Origin of the sequence: Novosphingopyxis iocasae (genome assembly GCF_014334095.1) — a bacterium.
In the GTDB taxonomy this organism is placed as follows: Bacteria; Pseudomonadota; Alphaproteobacteria; order Sphingomonadales; family Sphingomonadaceae; genus Novosphingopyxis; species Novosphingopyxis iocasae.
On record NZ_CP060495.1, the window covers coordinates 1,968,064 to 1,988,372 of the forward strand.

Genomic DNA, 20,309 nt, shown 5'->3' on the forward strand with positions numbered 1-20,309 from the left:
TATGAACGCGGGCGCGCGATGTGTCGCAGTGTCCGGCGTGATCATTGCTTTGCATCACAGGCAGTACGAAAAAGGGCGAGCCGTAAGGTCCGTCCTTTTCAATTCCGGTCTTCTGATTTCGTGCGGGAGGGCTTGAGGCTCTTGCCTCGGGCCCTCCCACTGATATTTTCTTATTCGCTGACCGAATCGGTCGGGAAACCACGCTTTTCCAGGATGAAGCGAACGTCCGGATCGCGGCCACGGAAGGCGCGATAGGCGTCGATCCGATCGGTCTCGTTGCCGGTGGACAGCAGGATCTCGCGGAAGCGATCCGCGGTTTCCTTGTCCCACGGGCTGCCGGCCTCTTCGAACGCGGCCCAGGTATCTGCATCCATCGTTTCGGACCACAGATAGCTGTAATAGCCCGCCGAGTAGGCGTCCGAAGAGAACAGGTGGTTGAACTGCGGCAAACGGTGCCGCATCACGATCTCCTTCGGCATGCCGATCTCGGCCAGCGTCTCACGCTCGAACGCGTCGACGTCCGTCACCGGTTCGGTGCGATCGTGCAGCTTCATGTCGACGATCGCGCTCGACAGATATTCCACCGTTGAGAAGCCTTCGTTGAACTTGGAAGACGCTTCGATCTTGTCGACCAGTTCCTGCGGGATCGGCTCGCCGGTTTCATAATGCACGGCATAGTTGTTCAGGATGTAGGGCGTCAGCAGCCAGTTTTCGTTCACCTGGCTGGGATACTCCACGAAGTCACGCGGCGTGCCGCGGAGGCCCGGATAGGTGACGTCGGTCATCAGCGCGTGCAGCGCATGGCCGAATTCGTGGAACAGCGTGCTGGCATCATCGACGCTGATCAGCGCCGCCTCGCCCTCCGCGGGCTTCACGAAATTGTTGTTGTTGGAGGACAGCACATTGCGCTCCCCGCCCAGCGACTGCTGCGAACGATAGGTGGTCGCCCAAGCGCCCGAGCGCTTTCCGGTGCGCGCATAGGGGTCCATGTAGAACACGCCGACATTGCTGCCGTCGCGCGCATCGGTGACGACCCAGGTGCGCACATCCGGGTGGAACACCGGAATCTCGCCGGTATTCTCGGTGAACTTCAGATCATAGAGGCGCCCGGCGGCATCCATCATGCCGTCGATCATCTTGGAGAGCTGGAAGTAGGGTTTGATCTCGTTCTGATCGAGATCATACTTATCCTTGCGCACCTTCTCCGCGTAGAAGCGATAGTCCCAAGGCTGGATCGTGATGTCCGCCCCTTCCTTGTCGGCGATCGCCTGCATATCGGCGACTTCTTCCTTCACGCGCGCGACCGCGGCGGGCCAGACCTTCATCATCAGGTCCATCGCCCGTTCCGGCTCCTTCGCCATGGTATCGGCCATGCGATAATCGGCATGGGTGTCGAAACCGAGCAGCTCGGCGCGCTGCTGGCGCAGTTTCAGAATGTTGGCGATGGTCTGGTTGGTGTCGTTCTCCCCACCATTGTCACCGCGATTGGCGTAAGCAGTGAACACCTTTTCGCGCAGGTCCCGGCGCGTGGAGTTTTCCAGGAAGGGCTGCATGAAGCTGCGCGTGTTGACCACGGCCCAACCCTGCTCGCCATTTTCCTCGGCCGCGCTCTTCATCGACGCGATCAGGCTGTCCGGCAGGCCGGTCAGATCCGCCTCGTCGGTGAGGAGGATGTAGCTTTCTTCATCCGCCAGCACCTTGTTCGAGAAATCGGAGAACTGGCTGGCCAGTTCGGTCTCGATCCCGATGACCTGCTGCTTCTGCTCGGGCGTCAGCAACGCGCCGCCGCGAACCAGATCTTCATATTGGCGGGTGAGAAGGCGCATCTGCTCGGCATCGAGGCCGAGCGAATCGCGCTGGTCATAGAGCGACTTCACGCGGGCAAACAGGCGCGGATCGAACTGCAGCTCGTTGAAGAAGGCGCTGAGCTTCGGGCTCCATTCGGCCTGAATCGCGCGGACCTCGGGGCTGGAAAGGTTGGAGGTGTAGACGCCCCAATAGCTGAACAGGCGGCCAACCTCCTCGCCGGCCAGCTCTAGCGGCACCATCGTGTTCTCGAAGGTGGGCTCGGCCGGATTGGCGAGGATCTGCTCATATTCGGCCTTGGTGTCGGCCATCGCGGCCTCGAACGCGCCGGGGAAATGGGACACGCTGACGGCATCCCATTGCGGCACGCCGCCATAGGGGCCGGTCCAGTCACGCAGCAACGGATTGGCATTGGGCATGGCAGTGCTTTCATCATCGGCGCCGACATCGGGCGCTTCGCCGGCTGCTGTTCCGGCCGCCGGACCGGTGGAGCCTTCGGCCTGCGCGAATGCGGGCGCACCAAGGGCGAGCGTGGAAACGGAAAGAGCGAGAGTCGCGAGGGTCTTGGTCAAGAAAATACCTTTCGGGCGTCTGTTCTATGGGGCTGTTGTGGCTCAGCGTCCCGATGCCTGCAAGGGCACGCCGGACGGGGTTGCAGGTCCGATCGATTGGCGGCGGCGGCCCACCCCCGCAAAAAGTCTCAACCGAAATGGACCAAATCAGAACGCTAGTGTAATCCATGCCGCCTGAACACGCGGTTACGGTCTTGGGGGAGGCATTCGGGTGGAAGATTACAGCAATAGCAGTCCCTTACTGTGGATTGTCACAGCGGACGCCGCACTGGAAAGCACCGTCGCCGAAATCGCGGCGCTAGCCGGGTGGCGGGCGGCGCCGCGGCTCTCAGCCATCGATGAGGCATCGACAAGCATGCCCGCCACGCCGCCCCGCGCGATCCTTGCCGATATTCGCTCCGGATCGGAGACAGAGCCACGCGAAATCGCGAAGGCAGCGGAATATGCGGGGCGGCATGACATCGCCTTCATTGTCTGGACCGATATGCGGCGTCTCGATGAGGCGGACGCGCTTGCCGATGGAAGCGATGCCGCGCTGCTCGTCGATCCAGAGCCGGCCGAGGCGGTCTACGCCTTGACGCGGGCACGCAGCCGCCAGGGCAGCCGCGCGCGCGAAAAGCGCGGCGAAAGTCGTGAACTGATGCGCCTCAGCGATGAACTGGTGGAGATGGCGCGGCGGGTTGCCGCGCTCACCCGCAACGACGAAGGCGGCGGCGTGCGCGCCGATCCGCTAAGCTATCGCGGCGCGCCGCCCGGCCACGACGGTGCTTTGGGCGCGGCTGGCGCGGCACCCACCATCGCGCCCGAACGCATTCGCGAAATGATTCGTCTGCGCCGGATGCGCGAAGATGAATTTGCCAGTGATCTGTTCGCAGACCCCGCCTGGGACATGCTGCTCGATCTCACCGCCTCGCGGATCGAGGACAAGCCCGTCTCTGTCTCCAGCCTGTGCATCGCCTCCGCCGTTCCGGCAACGACGGCGCTGCGCTGGATCAAGTTGATGACCGATCGTGGCATGCTGGAACGGCGCGCCGATTCGGCGGACGCGCGGCGTATCTTCATCGATTTGAGCGATGAGACCTATGTTCGCATGCAGCGCCTGCTCGGCCAGATGCTCGCCGGACAAACCCCACCCGTTTAAGGGGACCGGTGTAAATGATCGCGGAAATGGTGGGCGATGACAGGCTCGAACTGCCGACCCTCTCGGTGTAAACGAGATGCTCTACCAACTGAGCTAATCGCCCGCGCCCTCGGCTCTACTCAAGCCGCCGGGCAGGTCAAGTGGCTTCGGGCTCACCTGCCTCTGCCAACATGTCGGCAACGGCGGGATCGGTCCATTCGGTCGGCCCGATCAGGCGCCAGACCTCCTGCCCCTTAGCGTTATAAAGGATGGTAGTGGGCAGTTGCGCATTGCCGCCCAGCGCGGTGAGCAGGTTGTTGTTGGTGTCTGTATAAGGCTGGATCGTCGTGAACCCGTTCATCACCCAGAACGGATCGACCGCCTGTCTTCCGTCGAGATCCTGCGAGACGGTGAGCACCTGAAGCTTATCATTGCCGGCGGCCAGCGCATCCAGCGTCGGCATTTCCTTGACGCATGGCGCGCACCAGGTTGCCCACAGGTTCACGAGCAGCGGCCGCCCCTTGAAATTCGCCAGATCGATCGTCTCGCCATCGGGATCGGTGAAGGTGCCCGCCAGATAGGGACTGCCCTGATGATCGTAGGTAAGCTGCGCTTTCATGCCGTCCGCGGTTTCGATCTGTGCGCCCTCGCCGCGCTTGGCGGCCTGGCTTTCGTCGCCGGCCTGATCCTGCGCCCCTTGCGGCTGTTCGGGCGTACCACTATCGCAGGCGGCCAACGCCGGTAAGGCGGCAAGAGCAAGGGCGATGGGAAAGAGTGCGCGCATGAGCGATTCCAACAGCATGTGGGGCGGGCGCTTTTCGGGCGGCCCTTCGGCGGTGATGCGCGAGATAAACGCCTCCATCCCCTTCGACAAGCGCCTGTGGCGACAGGACATCCGCGCGAGCAAGGTCCATGTCGCCATGCTGGCGGCTCAGGGCATCGTGAGCGAAGAGGATGCCGCCACGATCCGCGAGGGTCTGGGTCGCATCGCTGCGGAATATGAAGCGGACGGGGTCCCGGAGAATTTCGACCTCGAGGATATTCACATGACCGTCGAGGCGCGGCTGACCGAGCTTATCGGCCCCGTCGCCGGACGCCTGCACACAGCGCGCTCACGCAATGATCAGGTCGCGACGGACTTTCGGCTCTGGGTGCGCGAGGCGTGCGAAGAGATGGAGGCCGGCCTTGCCGCTTTTCAGCGTGCGCTGCTTGCCCGTGCCGAAGAGCATACCGATACGGTGATGCCGGGCTTCACCCATTTGCAGGCCGCCCAGCCGGTGACGCTGGGCCACCATATGATGGCCTATTATGAGATGGCGAAGCGTGATCGGAGCCGCTTTGCCGATGCCCGCGCGCGCGCTGCCGAATGCCCGCTCGGCTCTGCCGCTTTGGCCGGCACCAGTTTCGATCTGGACCGCGATCGGACCGCGGGCGAGCTGGGTTTCGCACACCCCACCGCCAATTCGCTCGACGCCGTATCGGACCGCGATTTCGCGCTCGACTATCTGATGGCGGCGACCACCGCCTCGCTGCACCTTTCGCGCTTGGCCGAAGAATTCGTAATCTGGGCGAGCCAGCCCTTCGGTTTCGTGAAGCTTTCGGACGCCTACAGTACCGGCAGCTCGATCATGCCGCAGAAGCGCAACCCCGATGCCGCCGAACTGGTGCGCGGCCACGCAGGACGCATCGCGGGCTGCATGCAGGCGCTCGTCATGGTGATGAAGGGCCTGCCGCTGGCTTATGCCAAGGACACTCAGGACGACAAACCGCCGGTGTTCGAAGCGCATGACCTGCTCGCGCTGTCGATCGCGGCGATGACGGGCATGGTGGAAACCAGCGATTTCCGGCGCGAGCGGATGCGCGATTTGGCCGCTGGCGGCCATAGCACCGCGACCGATTTCGCGGACTGGCTGGTGCGCGCCATCGGCCTGCCCTTCCGCGAGGCGCATCATCTGACCGGCGCCGCCGTGAAACTGGCCGAGGAAAAGGGCTGCGATATATCCGAACTGGACGATGCCTCGCTGCGCGGTCTCGATCCGCGACTGGCCGAGGCGCAGCTGCCCGATCTCAGCGTCGAGGGCTCGGTCGCCAGCCGGATGAGCTATGGCGGCACCGCACCTGCGCGGGTAAGGGAAGCCATCGCCCGCGCGCGCAAGGAACTGGACCAATGAAGACCGCCGCCGCCCTGCTGGTCGCCACCGCCGCGCTTTGCGCTTGCGGCAAGGTGGGTCCGCTGGAACCCGCACCCGGTGCCAGCATGCCGCCCAAAACCTATGGCCAGACGAGCGCGGTGGACCCGCAGGCGCTGATCGAACCCTCCCCGCAGGCGCGGCCCGCGCGCAGCGATGAGCTCTTACAGCGCTCTCAGGTGCGCGAGCCCGATCCGTTCGATCTGCCGCCCGCAGGCCGCCAGTCCACCAACGACGCCGACGTGGCGCCCCCGCCCCCGACCAGCTGAGACCTATGGACCATTTTTCCTATCGCGACGGCATTCTTCATGCCGAGGACGTCCCGCTGCCCGCCATTGCGGAGGCCGTCGGCACACCCGTCTACATCTATTCGCGCGCCACGTTCGAACGGCATGCCCGCGTGTTCCGCGAGGGGCTGTCGGGTATAAAGGACAAGCGGATCGCTTTTGCGATCAAGTCCAACCCCAATCTCGCCGTGCTCAACGTGCTGGCCCGCGAAGGCTATGGCGCCGACGTGGTGTCGGGCGGCGAAATGGCCCGCGCGCTGGCGGCGGGCGTCCCGGCAGACGGCATCGTTTTTTCCGGTGTCGGCAAAACGCGCACAGAACTTGCCATGGGCCTCGACCAAGGCATCGGCCAGTTCAATATCGAGCATGAGCCGGAAGGTGCCGCGCTCGCCAAGATCGCGCATGAGAAGGGCCTGCGCGCCCCCGCCACGCTGCGCGTCAATCCGGATGTGGATGCGCGCACCCATGCCAAAATCTCGACCGGCAAGGCGGAGAACAAATTCGGTGTCGGCATCGATATCGCGCCGGAAATCTACGCCCGCTTGGCCGCGCTGCCGGGCCTGGACCTGCGCGGTATCGCGGTTCACATCGGCAGTCAGCTGTTCGATCTGGAACCCATGGAAGCTGCGTTCGAGCGGGTCGGCTCGCTGGTGCGCGATCTGCGCGCATCGGGACTTTCGGTTACCCATGTCGATCTCGGCGGCGGGCTCGGCATCCCTTACAAAGCGGGGGAGGCGCTGCCCCCCAGCCCGGCCGATTACGGCGCGATGGTTGCGCGCGTGACCAAGGACTGGGACGTGCATCTGACATTTGAGCCGGGCCGCGTGATCGCGGGCAACGCCGGCGTGCTGCTGACCGAAGTGCTCTGGGTAAAACCGGGCGCCGCCGCGCCGTTCGTGGTGGTGGATGCCGCGATGAACGATCTTGCCCGGCCCGCCATGTACGACGCCTGGCACGATTTTCAGCCGGTGCGCGAGACCGCCGAGCGCATGACCGCCTCCATCGTCGGCCCGGTCTGCGAGAGCGGCGACACCTTTGCCTTGTCGCGCGATATCGGCGTGGTGGGCGAAGGCGATCTAGCCGTGTTTCGCACCGCGGGCGCTTATGGCGCGACCATGGCGAGCACTTATAACAGCCGATCGCTGGTGCCCGAAGTGCTGGTGGATGGAGACAAGTTCGCGGTCGTCGCGGATCGCATCGCCGCGGGCACCATCATGGCTGCCGAGCGCGTGCCCGACTGGCTGGACTGAGGCCGCCATGCGCCAGTTTCCGCTGTTCGCGAACCTGGCGGGCCGCACCGTCATCCTGCTGGGAAGCGGCGAGGCGGCCGATGCGAAGCGGCGGCTGTACGAACGCGCGGGTGCCGTCATCTCGGACAATCCGAATGCCGAAGGCGCCGCGCTGGGCATCGTCGCGCATGAGGATGACGAACTGGCGGCGCTGGACGCCGCGCGGCTGAAGCGGCGCGGTCTTCTGGTCAACGTCGTCGACCGGCCCGAGCTGTGCGATTTCACCACCCCTGCGATCGTGGACCGCGATCCGGTGACGGTAGCGATCGGCACCGCCGGCGCCTCCGCAGGGCTTGCAAAAGCGCTGCGCCAGCGGATCGAGGCGCTGCTGGCCCCGCAGCTGGGCACGTTGGCGAGCGACCTGTTCGCCGCGCGCAATGCGATCCGCGCCCGCTGGCCGCAGCCCGCAGACCGTCGCCGCGCGATAGACGCCGCGCTGGCCGAAGGCGGCCCGCTCGATCCAGGCGGCACCGGCGCGTTCGATGTCTCAGCCTGGCTCACGGGCGAAGAAACGCGCATCGAAAGCGGCCTTCACATCTTCGATTTGATGAGTGACGATCCGGACGACCTTACGCTGCGCGCCGCCCGCCTGCTGGGCCAGGCGGATCGCGTCTATCATGACGCTGCCGTACCAGCCGTCATCCTGGAACGCGCCCGCGCCGACGCCGAACGAATCGCCGGCGCACCGCCCGAAGACCTTCCGGAAGGCCTAAGCCTCCATCTCCGCCGTCGATAGGCGCAACGAAAAACGGCGCCGGCTCCTACTGGAACCGACGCCGCCGTTCATCGAACCGGAGCGTGCCCCGGCTACTCGATCAGAAGTGGAACACCGCCGCCGCGCTCGGGCGGAAGGATTCGAAATCCTTGAACGTGTCCACGCCGAAGCGCAGGCGCACGCCGCTATTGCCGGTGATGCCGCCGAGGCCGATGTCCTTGGGGCCGACTTCGGCGCCGATGCCGTAGATCACGCCGTCGCGATCGCGGATGCTGCCTTCATATTGCAGCGGGTTGCCATTGGCGTCGAGCAGCAGCGGATCGTGCGATTCGCGGCCTTCGACCCACATGTAACCGACGCGGCCGTAGAACAGGCCGCTGTCGCCCACGCGCACACCGAAACGACCGGCCGCACCATATTCCCAATCGATGTCGTTGAAGCCCTTCGATCCGAAGCCTTCCGCACCCACGAAGACGGGGCCGAGCGGCACGTTCGCACCGATGATCCCGTTGATCACCGCACCTTCGGTCGAATTGACGCCGAATTCTGCGGGTTCGTTCGGCGTATCGTAAATATCATAGCCCCCACCGATTGCCACATAGGGCTCGATGCCGAAAGCGGGCGTGCCGTCGGGCGCATCGGCGTCGGTGTTCTGCGCCATCAGCGGCGCGGGAGCGAGGGAGAGGGCAGCTGCGCCCAAAAGGAGACGTGCGTTCATGTTCTTGTCCTTGGTCTTGGTATTCACCGGCCCCTGAGACCGGACCGCACCAATGGACCGCCGGAACATGCGTTCCCAAAATTGTCATAAAAATGCGACGAACCGTTAAAAGGTTCCATTCATGGCTAATTAATTTTCTGCGCTGCGCAATAAATAGTGCATTTGGGCCGATGCGATCAGCCGGTTGCGGTCGTCCTGCCAGGCCACCGCTTCGACATTGGCCAACGTGCGACCAAGCCGCGTAATGCGGCCGATCGCGAAGGTATCCTGATCGATGCCGCCGCGCATGAAATCCACCGTCACATTGATCGGCTTGATGCGCACTCTGGTCTCGCTCTCCGCCAAAGCCGCGCGCAGAGCTGCGATCGAAGCGATCTCGAGCAAGCCTGAGATTGCGCCGCCGTGCAGAAAACCGGGGCGCCCGACCACGTCTTCACTGAACGGCATGACGAGCACGGGAACGCCGTCCTCTTCGCCTGCGCCGCGCAGCTTCAGCGCGCGGGCATAAGGCGACACCGCCTGCGCGATATCGAGCCCGCTCACCGCCCAAATCCTTTGGTGCGGATGAAGGTGCCGGTGACATGCGCCACCGGATCGTCCGGATCACCATTATGCGCAGTGCCATGCACGAATCCGATCGAGCGGGTGACATGATAGCATTGGCCGCGCCCGATCACCGCCTGCCCCGGTGGGGACGGACGCATATAATCCACGCGCAAATCCATCGTGGCATGCGGGCGGAACTTACCGAGTTTGGTCCAGATGGCGAGGCTGGTGGCCATGTCCATCAACGAGATGATCGGGCCCGACGCCAGGATCTGCGTCTCCTCGTCCCCCACCAGATCCTCGCGCCAATCGAGCTTCAGCTCGACCCAGTCCTGCCCGTGATCGTGATAGCCGATGCCCAGCATGCCGCCATGGCCAAGCTTTCCCATGAACGCGATGATCTGCGCCGGATCGAACCGCTCGCCATCCTTCATTTGTGCCGGTGCCTTGCTCATGCCCCCGCCCATAGCGGTTTTTGGCGGTCGCACAAATGTCGCACCGCGTAAGCCTACTTGCGCGGGGTGCCCCCGTGGCTACATCGCCGGTGAAATGGAAGATTTACTGAGCCAAGGCCCCGGCACCGCCACGGTGCTTGAGGTGCTTCAAACCGCGCTGACGCCGGCCTTTTTGCTGGTGGCGCTGGGCAGCATGCTCAATCTGTTCACCGGCCGCCTGACCCGCATCATAGATCGCGCGCGCGACCGCGAGGCCCTCTATGACCAGACGACAGGCCCCGAGCATGAGCGACTGGTCTACGAATTGCGGATGCTGGAGCGGCGCATGACGGTGACTGGCCGCGCAATCTGGTTCGGCGTCGCCGCCGCGGTGGTGGTATGCGTGATGATCGGGATGTTGTTCCTGATCGGCCTTGCCGATGCGGAGCTTTCCGTCGCGATCGTCGCGACCTTCCTTTTAGCCCTGACGCTGATGGCCACCGCGCTCGCCCATTTCATGTTCGAGGTGCAGCTGTCCACGCGCGTCCTGCATGTGCGCGCGGAATATCTGGAATATGAGGAGGGGCGCTCCCGGTCCTGAGCGCCTTCCTGCGCCCGCGCTACGTGCGGGAGGGCGCGCGAATTCCCTCCCTCTAAGGCGCTACTGCCCCACCGTCGGCAGATAACGGGGCGGGACGCGGGCTTTGCTTGCGCGCTCATAGGCATCGCCGACTTGTAACAGGAAGTCGTCGGTCCAGGCGGTGCCGATGAAGCTGATGCCGACGGGCAGACCGTCGATCAGACCCATCGGCACGGTGAGGTGCGGATAACCGGCCTGGGCGGGAAGCCCGCTGGCGCTGGGGCCGGAAAAGTTGTCGCCTTCTCCCAGCGTACTGAGCCACACGGGACTGCGCGTCGGCAGCGCGAGCACGGTGACTTTGGCATCGGCGAGCATCTTGTCGATGCCCATCTGACCGGCCAGGCGCGTGGCCGTCTCACGCGCCTTCAGATATTTGGGATCGCTCAGATCGCCCTGCTTTTGCGCTTCCAGAAACAGCGATTGGTCGAAATATCGCAGCTCACGCGCCTTGTCCGCCTCGTTGAAGGCAATGAGGTCCGCCAGCGTCTTTGCCGTCACGTCATTATCGGGCAGGCCCTGCAGATAGTCCGCCATGTCGGCCTTGAATTCGCTCAGCAGGACCTGAAACTCGGCCTCGCCCACGCCCTCGGTGGCCTCGCGGCTCTCGTCGATGTCCACGATCGTCGCGCCCTGCGCGCGCAGCACATCGAGCGCTTCCTCGAACTTGGCGGTCAGCGCGGCGTCATCACCCACGCGGTCGCGCGGCACGCCGATCTGAAGGCCCTTCAGAACATCACGGCCGAGCAGTCCCGCATAATCGGACACCCGGCCCACCGCGGCGGCGGTAGCCGGATCGCCCGAATCCACGCCCGCCATCGCGCCTAGCATAATCGCGGCATCGCGCACCGTGCGCGTCATCGGCCCTGCGGTATCCTGACTATGGCTGATCGGCACGATGAAGCGCCGCGAAACAAGGCCCAGCGTCGGCTTCAGTCCGACGATCCCGTTGGAACTGGCCGGGCAAGTGATCGAGCCGTCAGTCTCGGTGCCGACGGTGCCCGCAGCCAGGCTGGCGGCCGCAGCCACCGCGCTACCGCTCGACGAGCCGCAAGTGTTGCGGTCCAGCGCATAGGGGTTTCGGGTCAGACCGCCCACTGCGCTCCAGCCGCTGGTGGAATCATTGGAGCGGAAATTGGCCCATTCGCTGAGATTGGCCTTGCCGAGGATCACTGCCCCGGCCTCACGCAGTTTCGCGACCAGCGGGGCATCGCGGTCCGTGACGTTGCTTTCGAGCGCGTAAGAGCCCGCCGTGGTCGGCACCGGGCCCTTCGTCTCGATATTATCCTTCACGATAACGGGAATGCCCAGCATCGGACCGCTGCGTCCTGCCGCCCGCTCCGTATCGCGGCGGCGCGCCTCTTCCAGCGCGCCGGGGAGAACAGCAATCACGGCGTTCAGCTCAGGCCCCGCATGGTTCATCGCCGCGATGCGATCGATATAGCCCTGCGTGATGGCGGCACTGGTCGTCTCGCCCGACTGCATGGCCGCTTCCAGCTCGGAAATCGACTTTTCCTCGACCGGATAATCGCCGTTCGGGGGCGCGTCCTGTGCGGCCAGCGGGGCCGCCAGAAGCGCGAGCGGGGCGAGCAGCCGGACCGCGCGCATCAGGCGTCGACCATCTTGGCAAGCTCGCCATTGCGATCACGCGCGGCCTCGAGCACCTCGGTGAGCAGTTTCACCAAGCGGTCGTCCGCATCGAGTACATTCATGCCCTCGCGCGTCGAGCCACCGGGGCTCGCCACCTTGTCAGCGAGCGCGCCGGGATCATCATCCGCCTGCACCGCCAGCGCCGCGGCACCTTCGACTGTCGCCAGCGCCATGCGTGCAGCCTGGTCTTCCGGCAGCCCCAGCTTGTGTGCAGCCGTCGCCAGCGCATCGGTGAAGCGGTAGACATAGGCCGGACCGGAGCCTGCGAGCGCAGCGACGAGGTCCATCTTGCCTTCCTCGTCGATCCATTCGGCGGTGCCGGTGGCATCCATCCAGCGGGTGATAGCGGCCTTTTCACCGTCGGTGAGCGCATCGGAATACAGGCCCAGTGGTGATTTGCCGAGCGCTACGCCGAGATTGGGCATCAGGCGGACGTTCTTGGCATCCGGAAACAACCGGTCCAAAGTCGCGATCTCGATACCGGCGAGAATGGAGATGACCACGGTGCCGGGCTTGATCGTCTTGCCGATCTGATCTGCCAGATCGCCCAGCATCTGCGGCTTCACGCCCAGAAGAACCATGTCATAGGGTTCGGTGGGCGGTTCGCTGACATGCTTCACACCGTCGGGAACGCCGCCCGGATGCGGATCGAACGCGGTGAAGTTCGCGGGATCGGCGCCTGCGCGAATCCAGCCTTTGAGAATGGAGCCCGCCATGTTGCCGCAGCCATAAGCGAGCAGGTTCGTCGGAAAATCAGTCTGTTCGTTCATGCGTCACGATGTGACATGTGCCGGGGGCAGGTTCAAGCGCGGTGCCAACGACCTATGGCAATCCGTTCGGGCGAACGGGGGTGGCACATATGCCCTAAGCCTCTCCCGCCGTATCGATCAACGCGGCATCGATCGCCTCGCGCGGAGTCTTGCCGCCCCAGATGATGAATTGGAACACCGGATAAAAGCGCTCGCACTCATCGATCGCGGCGTCGACGAGCACCTGTGCCTGATCCAGGCCGAGCATGCCGCCCGGCCCCAGCAGCGCGCCGTGGCGCATCAACAGGATGCCGTTCGCAGACCACAGATCGAAATGGCCGAGCCAGAGCTGTTCGTTGATAAGACCGACCGCCTCATACATGCGCGCGCGCAAATCTTCCGGCACGGTGATGTCCGGCAGCACCAGAATCTGGACGACATTGTCGTCTTCACGCGCAATCACGCGCAGCTGATAGCTGGTCCAGCTGCCCTTCACTTCGGCGGCAAGCTCGTCCTCGCCAGCCAGCTCGCAAGGCCAGCCGCGCGCCTCGAAGAGGGCGGCGAACATGTCGACGGCGGGGGCATCGCCCTCGTCCAGTTCGCTCATGTCCTCGTCATGCCCTTGCACGGTCCGTCCCCGATCGATCGTTCAGCGCGTCCGAATCTGATCGGCGACCGGCCTTTGGGCAAGGTTTTTCGGGGCTTGGCCCGATTGCTCTGGGGAGCTGTTGTGGAAAAGCGCGGCCCGGAAAGCGAGCTCAGAGAGCGCCGGGACCTTCCTTTTTCGGCGGCGCCTTGTGCGGACCGTCCGGCGCGGCGGGGCCGCCCTGGACCGGAGCGCTCTGCTTCGGGCTCGGATCCTTGCCTTCCAGCGCATCGAGCCGGGCCTTCAGCGTCTCCACCTCTTCTCGGGCCTTGGCGGCCATTGCCTTCACCGCATCGAACTCCTCGCGGCTCACGAAATCCATGCCGCCTACAAACTGGCGGGTGCGCTCCTTGAAGCCAGCCTCCGCCTCGCGGCCCATGCCGGCGACGGTGCCGGCCATGCCGTTCACGAATTTAACGATATCGTCGACGATGCGGTTTTCGCTCTGCATGACGGGTCCTTTTGCTGCCGTTCGCTTATATCTGGGTTCTGGCGGCGGGCGCGTAAAGGGTTTCCGCGTCCGGGTTCAGCCGGTCGATCTGAAAATTCAGGATCGCGGCGAAGCACAGCCACGCCAGATAGGGCACCATCAGCCAAGCGGCGAGCGGGCGAATGCGCCCGAAAAGAAGCGTCGCGCCGATTGCCAGAAGCAGGATCAGAAGGATCAGGAAAAACGCGCTCGACACCTGATGCATGCCGAAGAACAGCGGGCTCCAGACCATATTGGCCAGAAATTGGAGCGCGAACATGCCAACCGCCGTCCAGCGCAGACGCGCGCTGCGCGCGTTCAGCACCATGGCGAGCGCCAGGCCCTGCAGGAAATAAAGGGTCGGCCAGACGATTCCGAAAACATAGCCGGGCGGCTGCGCAGCCGGCTGCCTGAGCGCCTGATACCAGGCATTGGTATCGCTCGATCCCGCGATCTGCCCCGAAAGCCATCCCAGCACCATCAGCAAGGGCACGGTAAACAGCGCCCAGCGTATAAAGGACATGCGCAGCTGCGATCGGGATGCCAGTTCGCTCATTTTCCGTCGCCTCTTTCCAGGTCGAACAAGGGGGCGGAACGCGCCTTAACCGGGGGTTTCAAGATTTTCCACAGGACGTTGGTTCCCCATTGTCCCGTATAGGGCCGCCCAGTTGCGCCCCGATAAGAAACTCGACATTGCCGCTCGGCCCGGTGATCGGGCTGCGATCGATGCCGAGGACATGCCAGCCCTTTGTTTCAAGCCAGTGTCGCACCTCTTCGCACACCCTGGCATGCACCGCAGCGTCGCGCACCACGCCGCCTTTGCCCACTTCGCCGCGCGCGGCCTCGAACTGCGGCTTGATCAGCGCCACCAGCGCTGCGCCATGTTCGGCGAATGTAAGCGGCACTTCCAGCACCTTGGCCAGCGCGATGAAGCTGGCATCGCATACGATCAGGCTGACCGGTTCGGGAATATGCTCGGCCGTCAGAATGCGGGCGCTGGTCTGTTCGTGCACGATCACGCGCTCGTCCTGCCGGATTTTCCAGGCGAGCTGGTTGGTGCCGCTGTCTACCGCGTAGACACGGGCCGCGCCGCGGCTGAGCATCACATCGGTAAAGCCGCCAGTGGAGCTGCCGACATCGATCGCCACCGCGTCTGCCGCATCGATCCCGAACGCATCGAGCCCGTGCGCCAACTTGATGCCGCCGCGCGAAACCCAGGGATGATCGCGCCCGCGCACATCGACGACGGCGTCCTCGGCCACCTGCTGACCGGGCTTGGCCGCTTTGGTCTCCCCGATATAAACGAGGCCCGCCATGATGAGCGCCTGCGCCCGCGTGCGGCTCTCCACCTCGCCGCGGTCGACGAGAAGCTGGTCGAGGCGTGTCTTTTTTCCGGCCATTGCGGCGATACGCCTAGCCGCCCTCGGGCCGCGATGCCATAAGCTGTAACGATGACGCGTTCCGTTACCCGCTCCGCTTTCCTGCTGGCCCCTCTTCTGGCCGCCACGCTGACCCTATCCTGCTGCGTCGCGCCGGAGCGCGAACAGGCACCGGAAACCACCCCCGTGGCGGTGCGTGCCGCGCCCACGCCTCAGCCCACCCCCACGCCCACCCCGACGGTGGAGCTATCGGGCGAGTGGACCGAATGGCCCGCTAGTGCGGGTGAATGGATCTATCGTCAGGATGGGCGCGGCAGCATTGCGCTGTTCGGCATGGCCAACGAAGACGCTGAGCTGACGCTGCGATGCGACCGGAATGCGCGCCGGATCTTCCTGACGCGCGCGGGCGCGGCGAACACGCCGGTGCCGCTCACTATCCGCACCACGTCTGGCGCGCAAAGCTTCACCGCCCAGCCGACGGGGGGAGAGCTGCCCTATCTCGGCATTGCGCTGGCGCCGACGGACATGATTCTGGACCGGATGATCTACAGCCGCGGGCGCTTCCTGGTGGATGGCGGCGGCGCACCACTGGTGGTGCCGAGCTGGCCGGAAATCGCGCGCGTCGTGGAGGATTGCCGCGCCTGAAGCGCTGGAATGCGGCCTGACGTAACAGACACGCAATGAAAAAGCGCCGGAGTTACCCGACGCGACACAGACTGCGTGTTCTGACGCCAAAAAAAGAAAATTCAAGACTTGCATCGAAAGTGCATCTGACTCACCTTGCCGATGTGGAGGGCAAAATGATGCACACCATATTTGAGTTTCAACAAGCGAAAGGAGGTGATCCGATGTCTCATGGTTCAGCTAAGGGGTCGGATAATTCCGTTCGGGAGACTGCCCGCTGACGCGCCGGCGTTCACGCCAAGAACAATAAAGCGTTAGCCGATAAGGCCTATCTTCCGGCAGCGGACACTTCCGACCGCTGACCATGTTCTGGGGCCGCCCCGTTGCCGATGAGGCGCGAGGTGGCCCCTTTTCATGTCCGGCATCCGCATTTCGCCTTTGCCTGCTCCGCCCCGCGCTTAGCGCTTGCCGGGAAACGCTTTTGTCCGTCGTCGCTGATCGGCCGCTGATCGAAAGCGGCATGGACCCGCCGGACCATCGCGTTAAAGCCCAGCCTGCGCAATTTTCTATCATCATAACTACCAAGGTCTCCCCCTCATGAGCTTCGTCAAAGGCGCCTGGAAAATCCTTGTCGGCATCAAGGATGCGCTGGCCCTTCTCCTGCTGCTGATGTTCTTCGCGCTTCTGTTCGCGATCCTGAGCGCGCGTCCCAATGCAGCCGATATCAAGGACGGCGCACTGATGCTGAAGCTGCAGGGCACGATCGTCGAACAGCCGGCCACGCCGGATCCGTTCGGGGCGCTGCTGGGCGACGGGCCGGTGGTGCGGGAATATGCGGTGCGCGATCTTATCCGGGCGATCGAGACGGCCAAGGACGATGCGCGCGTAAAGGCCATCGTGCTCGATCTCGACGGATTTGCAGGCGGCGGCCAGGTGTCAATCTCCGCGGTCGGGCGCGCGCTCGACAATGCGAAAAAGGCAGGTAAGCCGGTTTACGCTTATGCCACCGCTTATGCGAATGACGGTTATCAGCTAGCGTCCCACGCCAGCGAGATCTGGGTGGACCCGATGGGCGGCGCCATGGTTGCCGGGCCGGGCGGATCGAGCCTCTATTTCGGCAACGCGCTCGACAAGTTTGGCGTGAAGGCAAATGTCTACCGCGTCGGCACCTATAAGAGCGCAGTGGAACCCTTCACCGGCAGCAAGGCGTCTGAACCGGCCAAAGAGGCCCTTTCCGCGCTGCTAGAGGAAATCTGGGGCGACTGGCTGGCCGGCGTAAAGAGCGTCCGGCCAAAGGCGAACCTTCAGCCGATCATCATGCAGCCCGCCGAGATGGTGGAAGCGGCCAATGGCAATCTGGCGCAGCTCGCGCTGAATGCCGGGATGGTGGACAAGCTCGGCTCGCGGCAGGCCTTTGGCGATTATGTAGCCAAGAAGGCGGGCAAAGGTCTGGACGAGACCCCCGGCAGCTTCGCGCAGATCGATTATGACGATTGGCTGGGCGAGAACGAGCCGGAGGATGAGGGCGACGCGATCGGCCTGATCACCATTGCCGGCACGATTACCGATGGCGAAGCCGGACCCGGCACCGCGGGCGGAGAAACCGTCTCCAAACTGATCTACGACGCGCTGGCGGAGGACGATCTGAAGGCGCTGGTGGTGCGGGTCGATTCGCCGGGTGGCTCTGTGCTGGCATCCGAACAGATCCGCCTCGCCATCCAGGCCGCCAAGGACAAGGGGCTGCCGGTCGTCGTCTCGATGGCCAATCTGGCGGCCAGCGGCGGCTACTGGATTTCCACCCCGGCCGACGCGATCTTCGCCGAGCCGGACACGATCACCGGATCGATCGGCATCTTCGGGATCATCCCGAGCTTCAATGAAGCGCTGAACAAGATCGGCGTCACCACCGACGGCGTAACCACCACGCCGCTGTCCGGTCAGCCGGATATCTTTGCCGGACCGAATGCGGCGTTCAACCGCGTCGCCCAGTCGTCGATCGAAAATGGCTATCGCGACTTCCTGACCCGCGTTGCCAAATCTCGCAACATGACGCTGCAACAGGTCGATGCTATCGGCCAGGGCCGCGTCTGGGCGGGCGGCACGGCGCGTCAGCTGGGCTTGGTCGACCGGTTGGGCGGCCTTGACGAAGCCCTTGCCGATGCCGCGCAGCGCGCCAAGCTGAAGACGGGCGGTTATCATGTGAAGACGATCGAGGAAGAGCCGGACGCCTTTGCCAAGTTCCTGATGGACGCGACGCGGAGCGACGACCCGAAAACGGTTCGGCTGGATCTGTTCGGCCATGCATCGCTGCGCCAGCAGCAGATGATGTGGCAAGCCGCGGCGACCGCTCAGGAACTTGTCGGCACCACCGGTGTGCAGGCTCGCTGCATCGAGTGCGAGTTGATGGTGCCGGGCGGCAACGTCTCCGCGGCGCGCAGCGGCTGGGCGGCGCTTCTGGCGAAATGGCTGTAGCCGCCGTCTAGGCCTCTGCCCGCGGCGTCCCTTCGGTGCGGGGCCTGGCCTTTCGCCGGCGAAACATGAGGATCGATCCGATCAGCATGCCGCCAAAAGCCAGCGCGGCGAAGACGACGAGCAAGGGATTGTTGACATCCTCGCGGGTCTGCAGGTCCATGATATGCAGGCCCCAGAGAAAATCGAACCAGCGCCAAAGCCGTGTGCGCACCGCCATCAATTCACCGGTATCGGCATCAATGTAGAAACGCGCGCCATCGGCGAACTGCACCGCCCAGGCGGGGCGTTCGCGGCGCAGGTCCAGCGGCGGATGCTGGGCATCGCTACGGGTGACCGAGACGATCGCTCCATCGCCCTTTCGCGCGGCGCGGGCAATGGCCGAGGCTTCGGACGCGCCGACCGCCGGTAGCAGTGCGCCATCCGCCGGATCGGCCCGGCGCCGTCCGCCGTCCTTATAGGCCACCACCCAGACCGCCTTGCCGCCGATGGTGAGCAGCTGCAATTGGTCTGCCGCGCGCCCTTCCAGCATCGGCGCGATCGGCGTGATCGGGGGAAGCGCGGGCGCTTCTGCGCGGAGATGCGCGCCGCGCACTCGCTCGATCGGCGCTGCGGCCATGAAGAGACCGCTTCCGGTCCACAGGATCAGCGGCACGCCGATCAACCAGCCAAGCCGCACATGCCATTTGCGCAAGGCCATCATGCGCGGCGTGCGCCCCTTCCTCACGATCCGGCTTCCATCAGCGATGGTGCGCGTGGGTGATCGCCACGGCCAGCGCGTCGGCGGCGTCCGCCCCCGCCGGCTTCGCGCCCGGCAGCAGGATCTTGAGCATCGCCTGCACCTGAGACTTGTCCGCGCCGCCCGTCCCAACGACCGATTTCTTGACAAGACGGGCGGCATATTCGTGCACCGGCAACCCCGCCTTGGCCGCGGCAAGCAGCACGACGCCGCGTGCTTGCCCCAGCTTCAGCGTCGATTGCGGGTTGGCGTTGACGAACACATCCTCCACCGCCGCCGCCTGCGGACGGTGTGCGGCAATCACCTCCGCCAGCGCGGCATCGATCTGCACCAGCCGTTCTGCAAGCGAGGCCTTGGCGTCGGTCTTCACCTGGCCATTCGCAATATGCGTCAGCCGGTTGCCCTCGGCCCGGATCACACCCCAGCCGGTGCAGGAGAGCGAGGGATCGAGACCGAGAATCAGCACCGGGACGCGCTCAGGCGTCCTGGCCGAGCTTCTCCATAATGGCGTCGGAAACTTCGTAATTGCCCCAGACGGTCTGCACATCGTCATCGTCGTCCAGCGCGTCGATCAGACGGAACAACGTATCGGCATCGCCTTCGGCGACATCGACCGTCAAATTGGGCTTCCAGGCAAGCTTCACCGTCTCCGCCTCACCCAGCGACTTTTCGAGCGCGCTTGCAACTTCGTGCAGATCATCGCCAGCGGTCCAGATCTCGTGCTCGTCCTCGCCAGACTGAATGTCTTCGGCGCCCGCCTCGAGCGCGGCTTCCAGCACCTTTTCCTCCCCGCCGACCGAGGCCGGATAGACGATCAGGCCCAGCCGCTCGAACCCGTGCGAGACGGAGCCGGACGCGCCCAGATTGCCGCCGTTTTTCGAAAACGCGGTGCGCACATTGGTGGCGGTGCGGTTACGGTTGTCGGTCAGCGCCTCGACGATCAGCGCAACGCCGCCGGGGCCATAGCCTTCGTAGCGGATTTCTTCATAATCATCGCCTTCATTGGCGGACGCCTTGTCGATGGCACGCTGGATATTGTCCTTCGGCATCGACTGCGCCTTGGCGTTATTCACCGCCAGGCGCAGACGCGGGTTCATGTCCGGATCGGGCATGCCGGACTTGGCCGCCACGGTGATCTCTCGGCTGAGCTTCGAAAACTGGGCGGAGCGCTTCTTGTCCTGCGCGCCCTTGCGATGCATGATGTTCTTGAATTTGCTATGGCCTGCCATGGCCTTATTCCTTCGATCTAAGGTTGTGCTGTCCCTTTAGGA

General features: G+C 64.4%; 22 protein-coding genes and 1 tRNA gene. 8 read left to right on the forward strand and 15 right to left on the reverse strand.

All coding sequences use genetic code 11. The features are described 5' to 3' along the window. Positions 1-170 precede the first annotated feature (170 nt). The gene (locus H7X45_RS09380; RefSeq protein WP_246449417.1) at positions 171-2,378 is read right to left on the reverse strand and encodes a M3 family metallopeptidase; all 2,208 of its coding nucleotides are present in this window, start codon (positions 2,376-2,378) and stop codon (positions 171-173) included. Positions 2,379-2,589: 211 nt separating this feature from the next. On the opposite strand from H7X45_RS09380, the gene H7X45_RS09385 reads away from it, so the two are divergent. Next, complete coding sequence (locus H7X45_RS09385; RefSeq protein ID WP_187334637.1) at positions 2,590-3,519, forward strand: hypothetical protein; 930 nt, start codon at positions 2,590-2,592, stop codon at positions 3,517-3,519. A 27-nt stretch (positions 3,520-3,546) separates the two neighbouring features. Here the strand turns inward: H7X45_RS09385 and H7X45_RS09390 are convergent. Together H7X45_RS09390 and H7X45_RS09395 are read right to left on the reverse strand one after the other, a co-directional pair. Continuing rightward, a tRNA-Val gene (locus H7X45_RS09390) sits at positions 3,547-3,622 on the reverse strand. A gap of 33 nt (positions 3,623-3,655) precedes the next feature. Then, positions 3,656-4,282, reverse strand: a complete 627-nt coding sequence (locus H7X45_RS09395) for a TlpA family protein disulfide reductase (RefSeq protein ID WP_246449418.1) — start codon at positions 4,280-4,282, stop codon at positions 3,656-3,658. A gap of 16 nt (positions 4,283-4,298) precedes the next feature. On the opposite strand from H7X45_RS09395, the gene argH reads away from it, so the two are divergent. Genes argH through H7X45_RS09415 form a run of 4 tightly spaced genes read left to right on the forward strand, consistent with a single transcriptional unit; the run spans position 4,299 to position 7,999 of the window. Continuing rightward, on the forward strand, positions 4,299-5,669 hold the full coding sequence (gene argH, locus H7X45_RS09400; RefSeq protein ID WP_187337084.1) for an argininosuccinate lyase: 1,371 nt from the start codon (positions 4,299-4,301) through the stop codon (positions 5,667-5,669). Further along, positions 5,666-5,956, forward strand: coding sequence for a hypothetical protein (locus H7X45_RS09405; protein WP_246449419.1), 291 nt, complete (start codon positions 5,666-5,668; stop codon positions 5,954-5,956). The genes argH and H7X45_RS09405 overlap by 4 nt, the downstream gene beginning before the upstream one ends. 5 nt (positions 5,957-5,961) lie before the next feature. Further along, the gene (gene lysA, locus H7X45_RS09410; RefSeq protein WP_187334639.1) at positions 5,962-7,224 is read left to right on the forward strand and encodes a diaminopimelate decarboxylase; all 1,263 of its coding nucleotides are present in this window, start codon (positions 5,962-5,964) and stop codon (positions 7,222-7,224) included. Between the two features lie 7 nt (positions 7,225-7,231). Then, positions 7,232-7,999 (forward strand): precorrin-2 dehydrogenase/sirohydrochlorin ferrochelatase family protein, encoded by a 768-nt coding sequence (locus H7X45_RS09415; protein WP_187334640.1) that lies wholly within the window; start codon positions 7,232-7,234, stop codon positions 7,997-7,999. Positions 8,000-8,078: 79 nt separating this feature from the next. Here the strand turns inward: H7X45_RS09415 and H7X45_RS09420 are convergent, their stop codons facing one another. The 3 genes from H7X45_RS09420 to H7X45_RS09430 form a co-directional block, all read right to left on the reverse strand. Continuing rightward, positions 8,079-8,696, reverse strand: coding sequence for an opacity protein (locus tag H7X45_RS09420; RefSeq protein WP_187334641.1), 618 nt, complete (start codon positions 8,694-8,696; stop codon positions 8,079-8,081). Between the two features lie 129 nt (positions 8,697-8,825). Further along, entirely contained in the window at positions 8,826-9,239 is a 414-nt protein-coding gene (locus tag H7X45_RS09425; RefSeq protein WP_425498165.1) for a PaaI family thioesterase, read from the reverse strand. Then, positions 9,236-9,697 (reverse strand): PaaI family thioesterase, encoded by a 462-nt coding sequence (locus H7X45_RS09430; RefSeq protein ID WP_187334642.1) that lies wholly within the window; start codon positions 9,695-9,697, stop codon positions 9,236-9,238. Before H7X45_RS09430 ends, H7X45_RS09425 begins: the two co-directional genes overlap by 4 nt. A 94-nt stretch (positions 9,698-9,791) precedes the next feature. On the opposite strand from H7X45_RS09430, the gene H7X45_RS09435 reads away from it, so the two are divergent. Continuing rightward, positions 9,792-10,277, forward strand: coding sequence for a DUF2721 domain-containing protein (locus H7X45_RS09435; protein WP_187334643.1), 486 nt, complete (start codon positions 9,792-9,794; stop codon positions 10,275-10,277). A 60-nt stretch (positions 10,278-10,337) separates the two neighbouring features. On the opposite strand, the gene H7X45_RS09440 is transcribed toward H7X45_RS09435, so the two are convergent. The 6 genes from H7X45_RS09440 to H7X45_RS09465 form a co-directional block, all read right to left on the reverse strand. Beyond that, positions 10,338-11,921 (reverse strand): amidase, encoded by a 1,584-nt coding sequence (locus H7X45_RS09440; protein ID WP_187334644.1) that lies wholly within the window; start codon positions 11,919-11,921, stop codon positions 10,338-10,340. Next, positions 11,921-12,733, reverse strand: coding sequence for a pyrroline-5-carboxylate reductase family protein (locus H7X45_RS09445; RefSeq protein WP_187334645.1), 813 nt, complete (start codon positions 12,731-12,733; stop codon positions 11,921-11,923). Before H7X45_RS09445 ends, H7X45_RS09440 begins: the two co-directional genes overlap by 1 nt. Before the next feature lie 94 nt (positions 12,734-12,827). Beyond that, entirely contained in the window at positions 12,828-13,319 is a 492-nt protein-coding gene (locus H7X45_RS09450; RefSeq protein WP_187334646.1) for a type III secretion system chaperone family protein, read from the reverse strand. Positions 13,320-13,470: 151 nt separating this feature from the next. Beyond that, on the reverse strand, positions 13,471-13,809 hold the full coding sequence (locus tag H7X45_RS09455; protein WP_187334647.1) for an accessory factor UbiK family protein: 339 nt from the start codon (positions 13,807-13,809) through the stop codon (positions 13,471-13,473). Between the two features lie 25 nt (positions 13,810-13,834). Beyond that, on the reverse strand, positions 13,835-14,383 hold the full coding sequence (locus tag H7X45_RS09460; RefSeq protein WP_187334648.1) for a TspO/MBR family protein: 549 nt from the start codon (positions 14,381-14,383) through the stop codon (positions 13,835-13,837). Positions 14,384-14,441: 58 nt separating this feature from the next. Next, the gene (locus tag H7X45_RS09465) at positions 14,442-15,227 is read right to left on the reverse strand and encodes a TlyA family RNA methyltransferase (protein WP_187334649.1); all 786 of its coding nucleotides are present in this window, start codon (positions 15,225-15,227) and stop codon (positions 14,442-14,444) included. A 51-nt stretch (positions 15,228-15,278) separates the two neighbouring features. Between H7X45_RS09465 and H7X45_RS09470 the strand changes: the two genes are divergently transcribed. Both H7X45_RS09470 and sppA read left to right on the forward strand, forming a co-directional pair. Continuing rightward, the gene (locus tag H7X45_RS09470; RefSeq protein WP_187334650.1) at positions 15,279-15,851 is read left to right on the forward strand and encodes a hypothetical protein; all 573 of its coding nucleotides are present in this window, start codon (positions 15,279-15,281) and stop codon (positions 15,849-15,851) included. Positions 15,852-16,427: 576 nt separating this feature from the next. Continuing rightward, the gene (gene sppA / locus H7X45_RS09475) at positions 16,428-18,302 is read left to right on the forward strand and encodes a signal peptide peptidase SppA (protein WP_187334651.1); all 1,875 of its coding nucleotides are present in this window, start codon (positions 16,428-16,430) and stop codon (positions 18,300-18,302) included. Between the two features lie 7 nt (positions 18,303-18,309). On the opposite strand, the gene H7X45_RS09480 is transcribed toward sppA, so the two are convergent. Genes H7X45_RS09480 through H7X45_RS09490 form a run of 3 tightly spaced genes read right to left on the reverse strand, consistent with a single transcriptional unit; the run spans position 18,310 to position 20,267 of the window. Then, the gene (locus H7X45_RS09480; protein ID WP_246449420.1) at positions 18,310-19,026 is read right to left on the reverse strand and encodes a PepSY domain-containing protein; all 717 of its coding nucleotides are present in this window, start codon (positions 19,024-19,026) and stop codon (positions 18,310-18,312) included. 13 nt (positions 19,027-19,039) lie between these two features. Further along, complete coding sequence (ruvC, locus tag H7X45_RS09485; RefSeq protein WP_187334652.1) at positions 19,040-19,504, reverse strand: crossover junction endodeoxyribonuclease RuvC; 465 nt, start codon at positions 19,502-19,504, stop codon at positions 19,040-19,042. A gap of 10 nt (positions 19,505-19,514) precedes the next feature. Then, complete coding sequence (locus H7X45_RS09490) at positions 19,515-20,267, reverse strand: YebC/PmpR family DNA-binding transcriptional regulator (protein ID WP_187334653.1); 753 nt, start codon at positions 20,265-20,267, stop codon at positions 19,515-19,517. Positions 20,268-20,309: the final 42 nt, after the last annotated feature.

Coding starts and splice junctions, on each gene's coding strand:
- H7X45_RS09395 (WP_246449418.1), bottom strand. CDS start 4,282: ATGCGCGCACTCTTTCCCATCGCCCTTGCTCTTGCCGCCTTACCGGCG.
- argH (WP_187337084.1), top strand. CDS start 4,299: ATGTGGGGCGGGCGCTTTTCGGGCGGCCCTTCGGCGGTGATGCGCGAG.
- H7X45_RS09405 (WP_246449419.1), top strand. CDS start 5,666: ATGAAGACCGCCGCCGCCCTGCTGGTCGCCACCGCCGCGCTTTGCGCT.
- lysA (WP_187334639.1), top strand. CDS start 5,962: ATGGACCATTTTTCCTATCGCGACGGCATTCTTCATGCCGAGGACGTC.
- H7X45_RS09415 (WP_187334640.1), top strand. CDS start 7,232: ATGCGCCAGTTTCCGCTGTTCGCGAACCTGGCGGGCCGCACCGTCATC.
- H7X45_RS09420 (WP_187334641.1), bottom strand. CDS start 8,696: ATGAACGCACGTCTCCTTTTGGGCGCAGCTGCCCTCTCCCTCGCTCCC.
- H7X45_RS09430 (WP_187334642.1), bottom strand. CDS start 9,697: ATGAGCAAGGCACCGGCACAAATGAAGGATGGCGAGCGGTTCGATCCG.
- H7X45_RS09435 (WP_187334643.1), top strand. CDS start 9,792: ATGGAAGATTTACTGAGCCAAGGCCCCGGCACCGCCACGGTGCTTGAG.
- H7X45_RS09440 (WP_187334644.1), bottom strand. CDS start 11,921: ATGCGCGCGGTCCGGCTGCTCGCCCCGCTCGCGCTTCTGGCGGCCCCG.
- H7X45_RS09445 (WP_187334645.1), bottom strand. CDS start 12,733: ATGAACGAACAGACTGATTTTCCGACGAACCTGCTCGCTTATGGCTGC.
- H7X45_RS09450 (WP_187334646.1), bottom strand. CDS start 13,319: ATGAGCGAACTGGACGAGGGCGATGCCCCCGCCGTCGACATGTTCGCC.
- H7X45_RS09455 (WP_187334647.1), bottom strand. CDS start 13,809: ATGCAGAGCGAAAACCGCATCGTCGACGATATCGTTAAATTCGTGAAC.
- H7X45_RS09460 (WP_187334648.1), bottom strand. CDS start 14,383: ATGAGCGAACTGGCATCCCGATCGCAGCTGCGCATGTCCTTTATACGC.
- H7X45_RS09465 (WP_187334649.1), bottom strand. CDS start 15,227: ATGGCCGGAAAAAAGACACGCCTCGACCAGCTTCTCGTCGACCGCGGC.
- H7X45_RS09470 (WP_187334650.1), top strand. CDS start 15,279: ATGACGCGTTCCGTTACCCGCTCCGCTTTCCTGCTGGCCCCTCTTCTG.
- sppA (WP_187334651.1), top strand. CDS start 16,428: ATGAGCTTCGTCAAAGGCGCCTGGAAAATCCTTGTCGGCATCAAGGAT.
- H7X45_RS09490 (WP_187334653.1), bottom strand. CDS start 20,267: ATGGCAGGCCATAGCAAATTCAAGAACATCATGCATCGCAAGGGCGCG.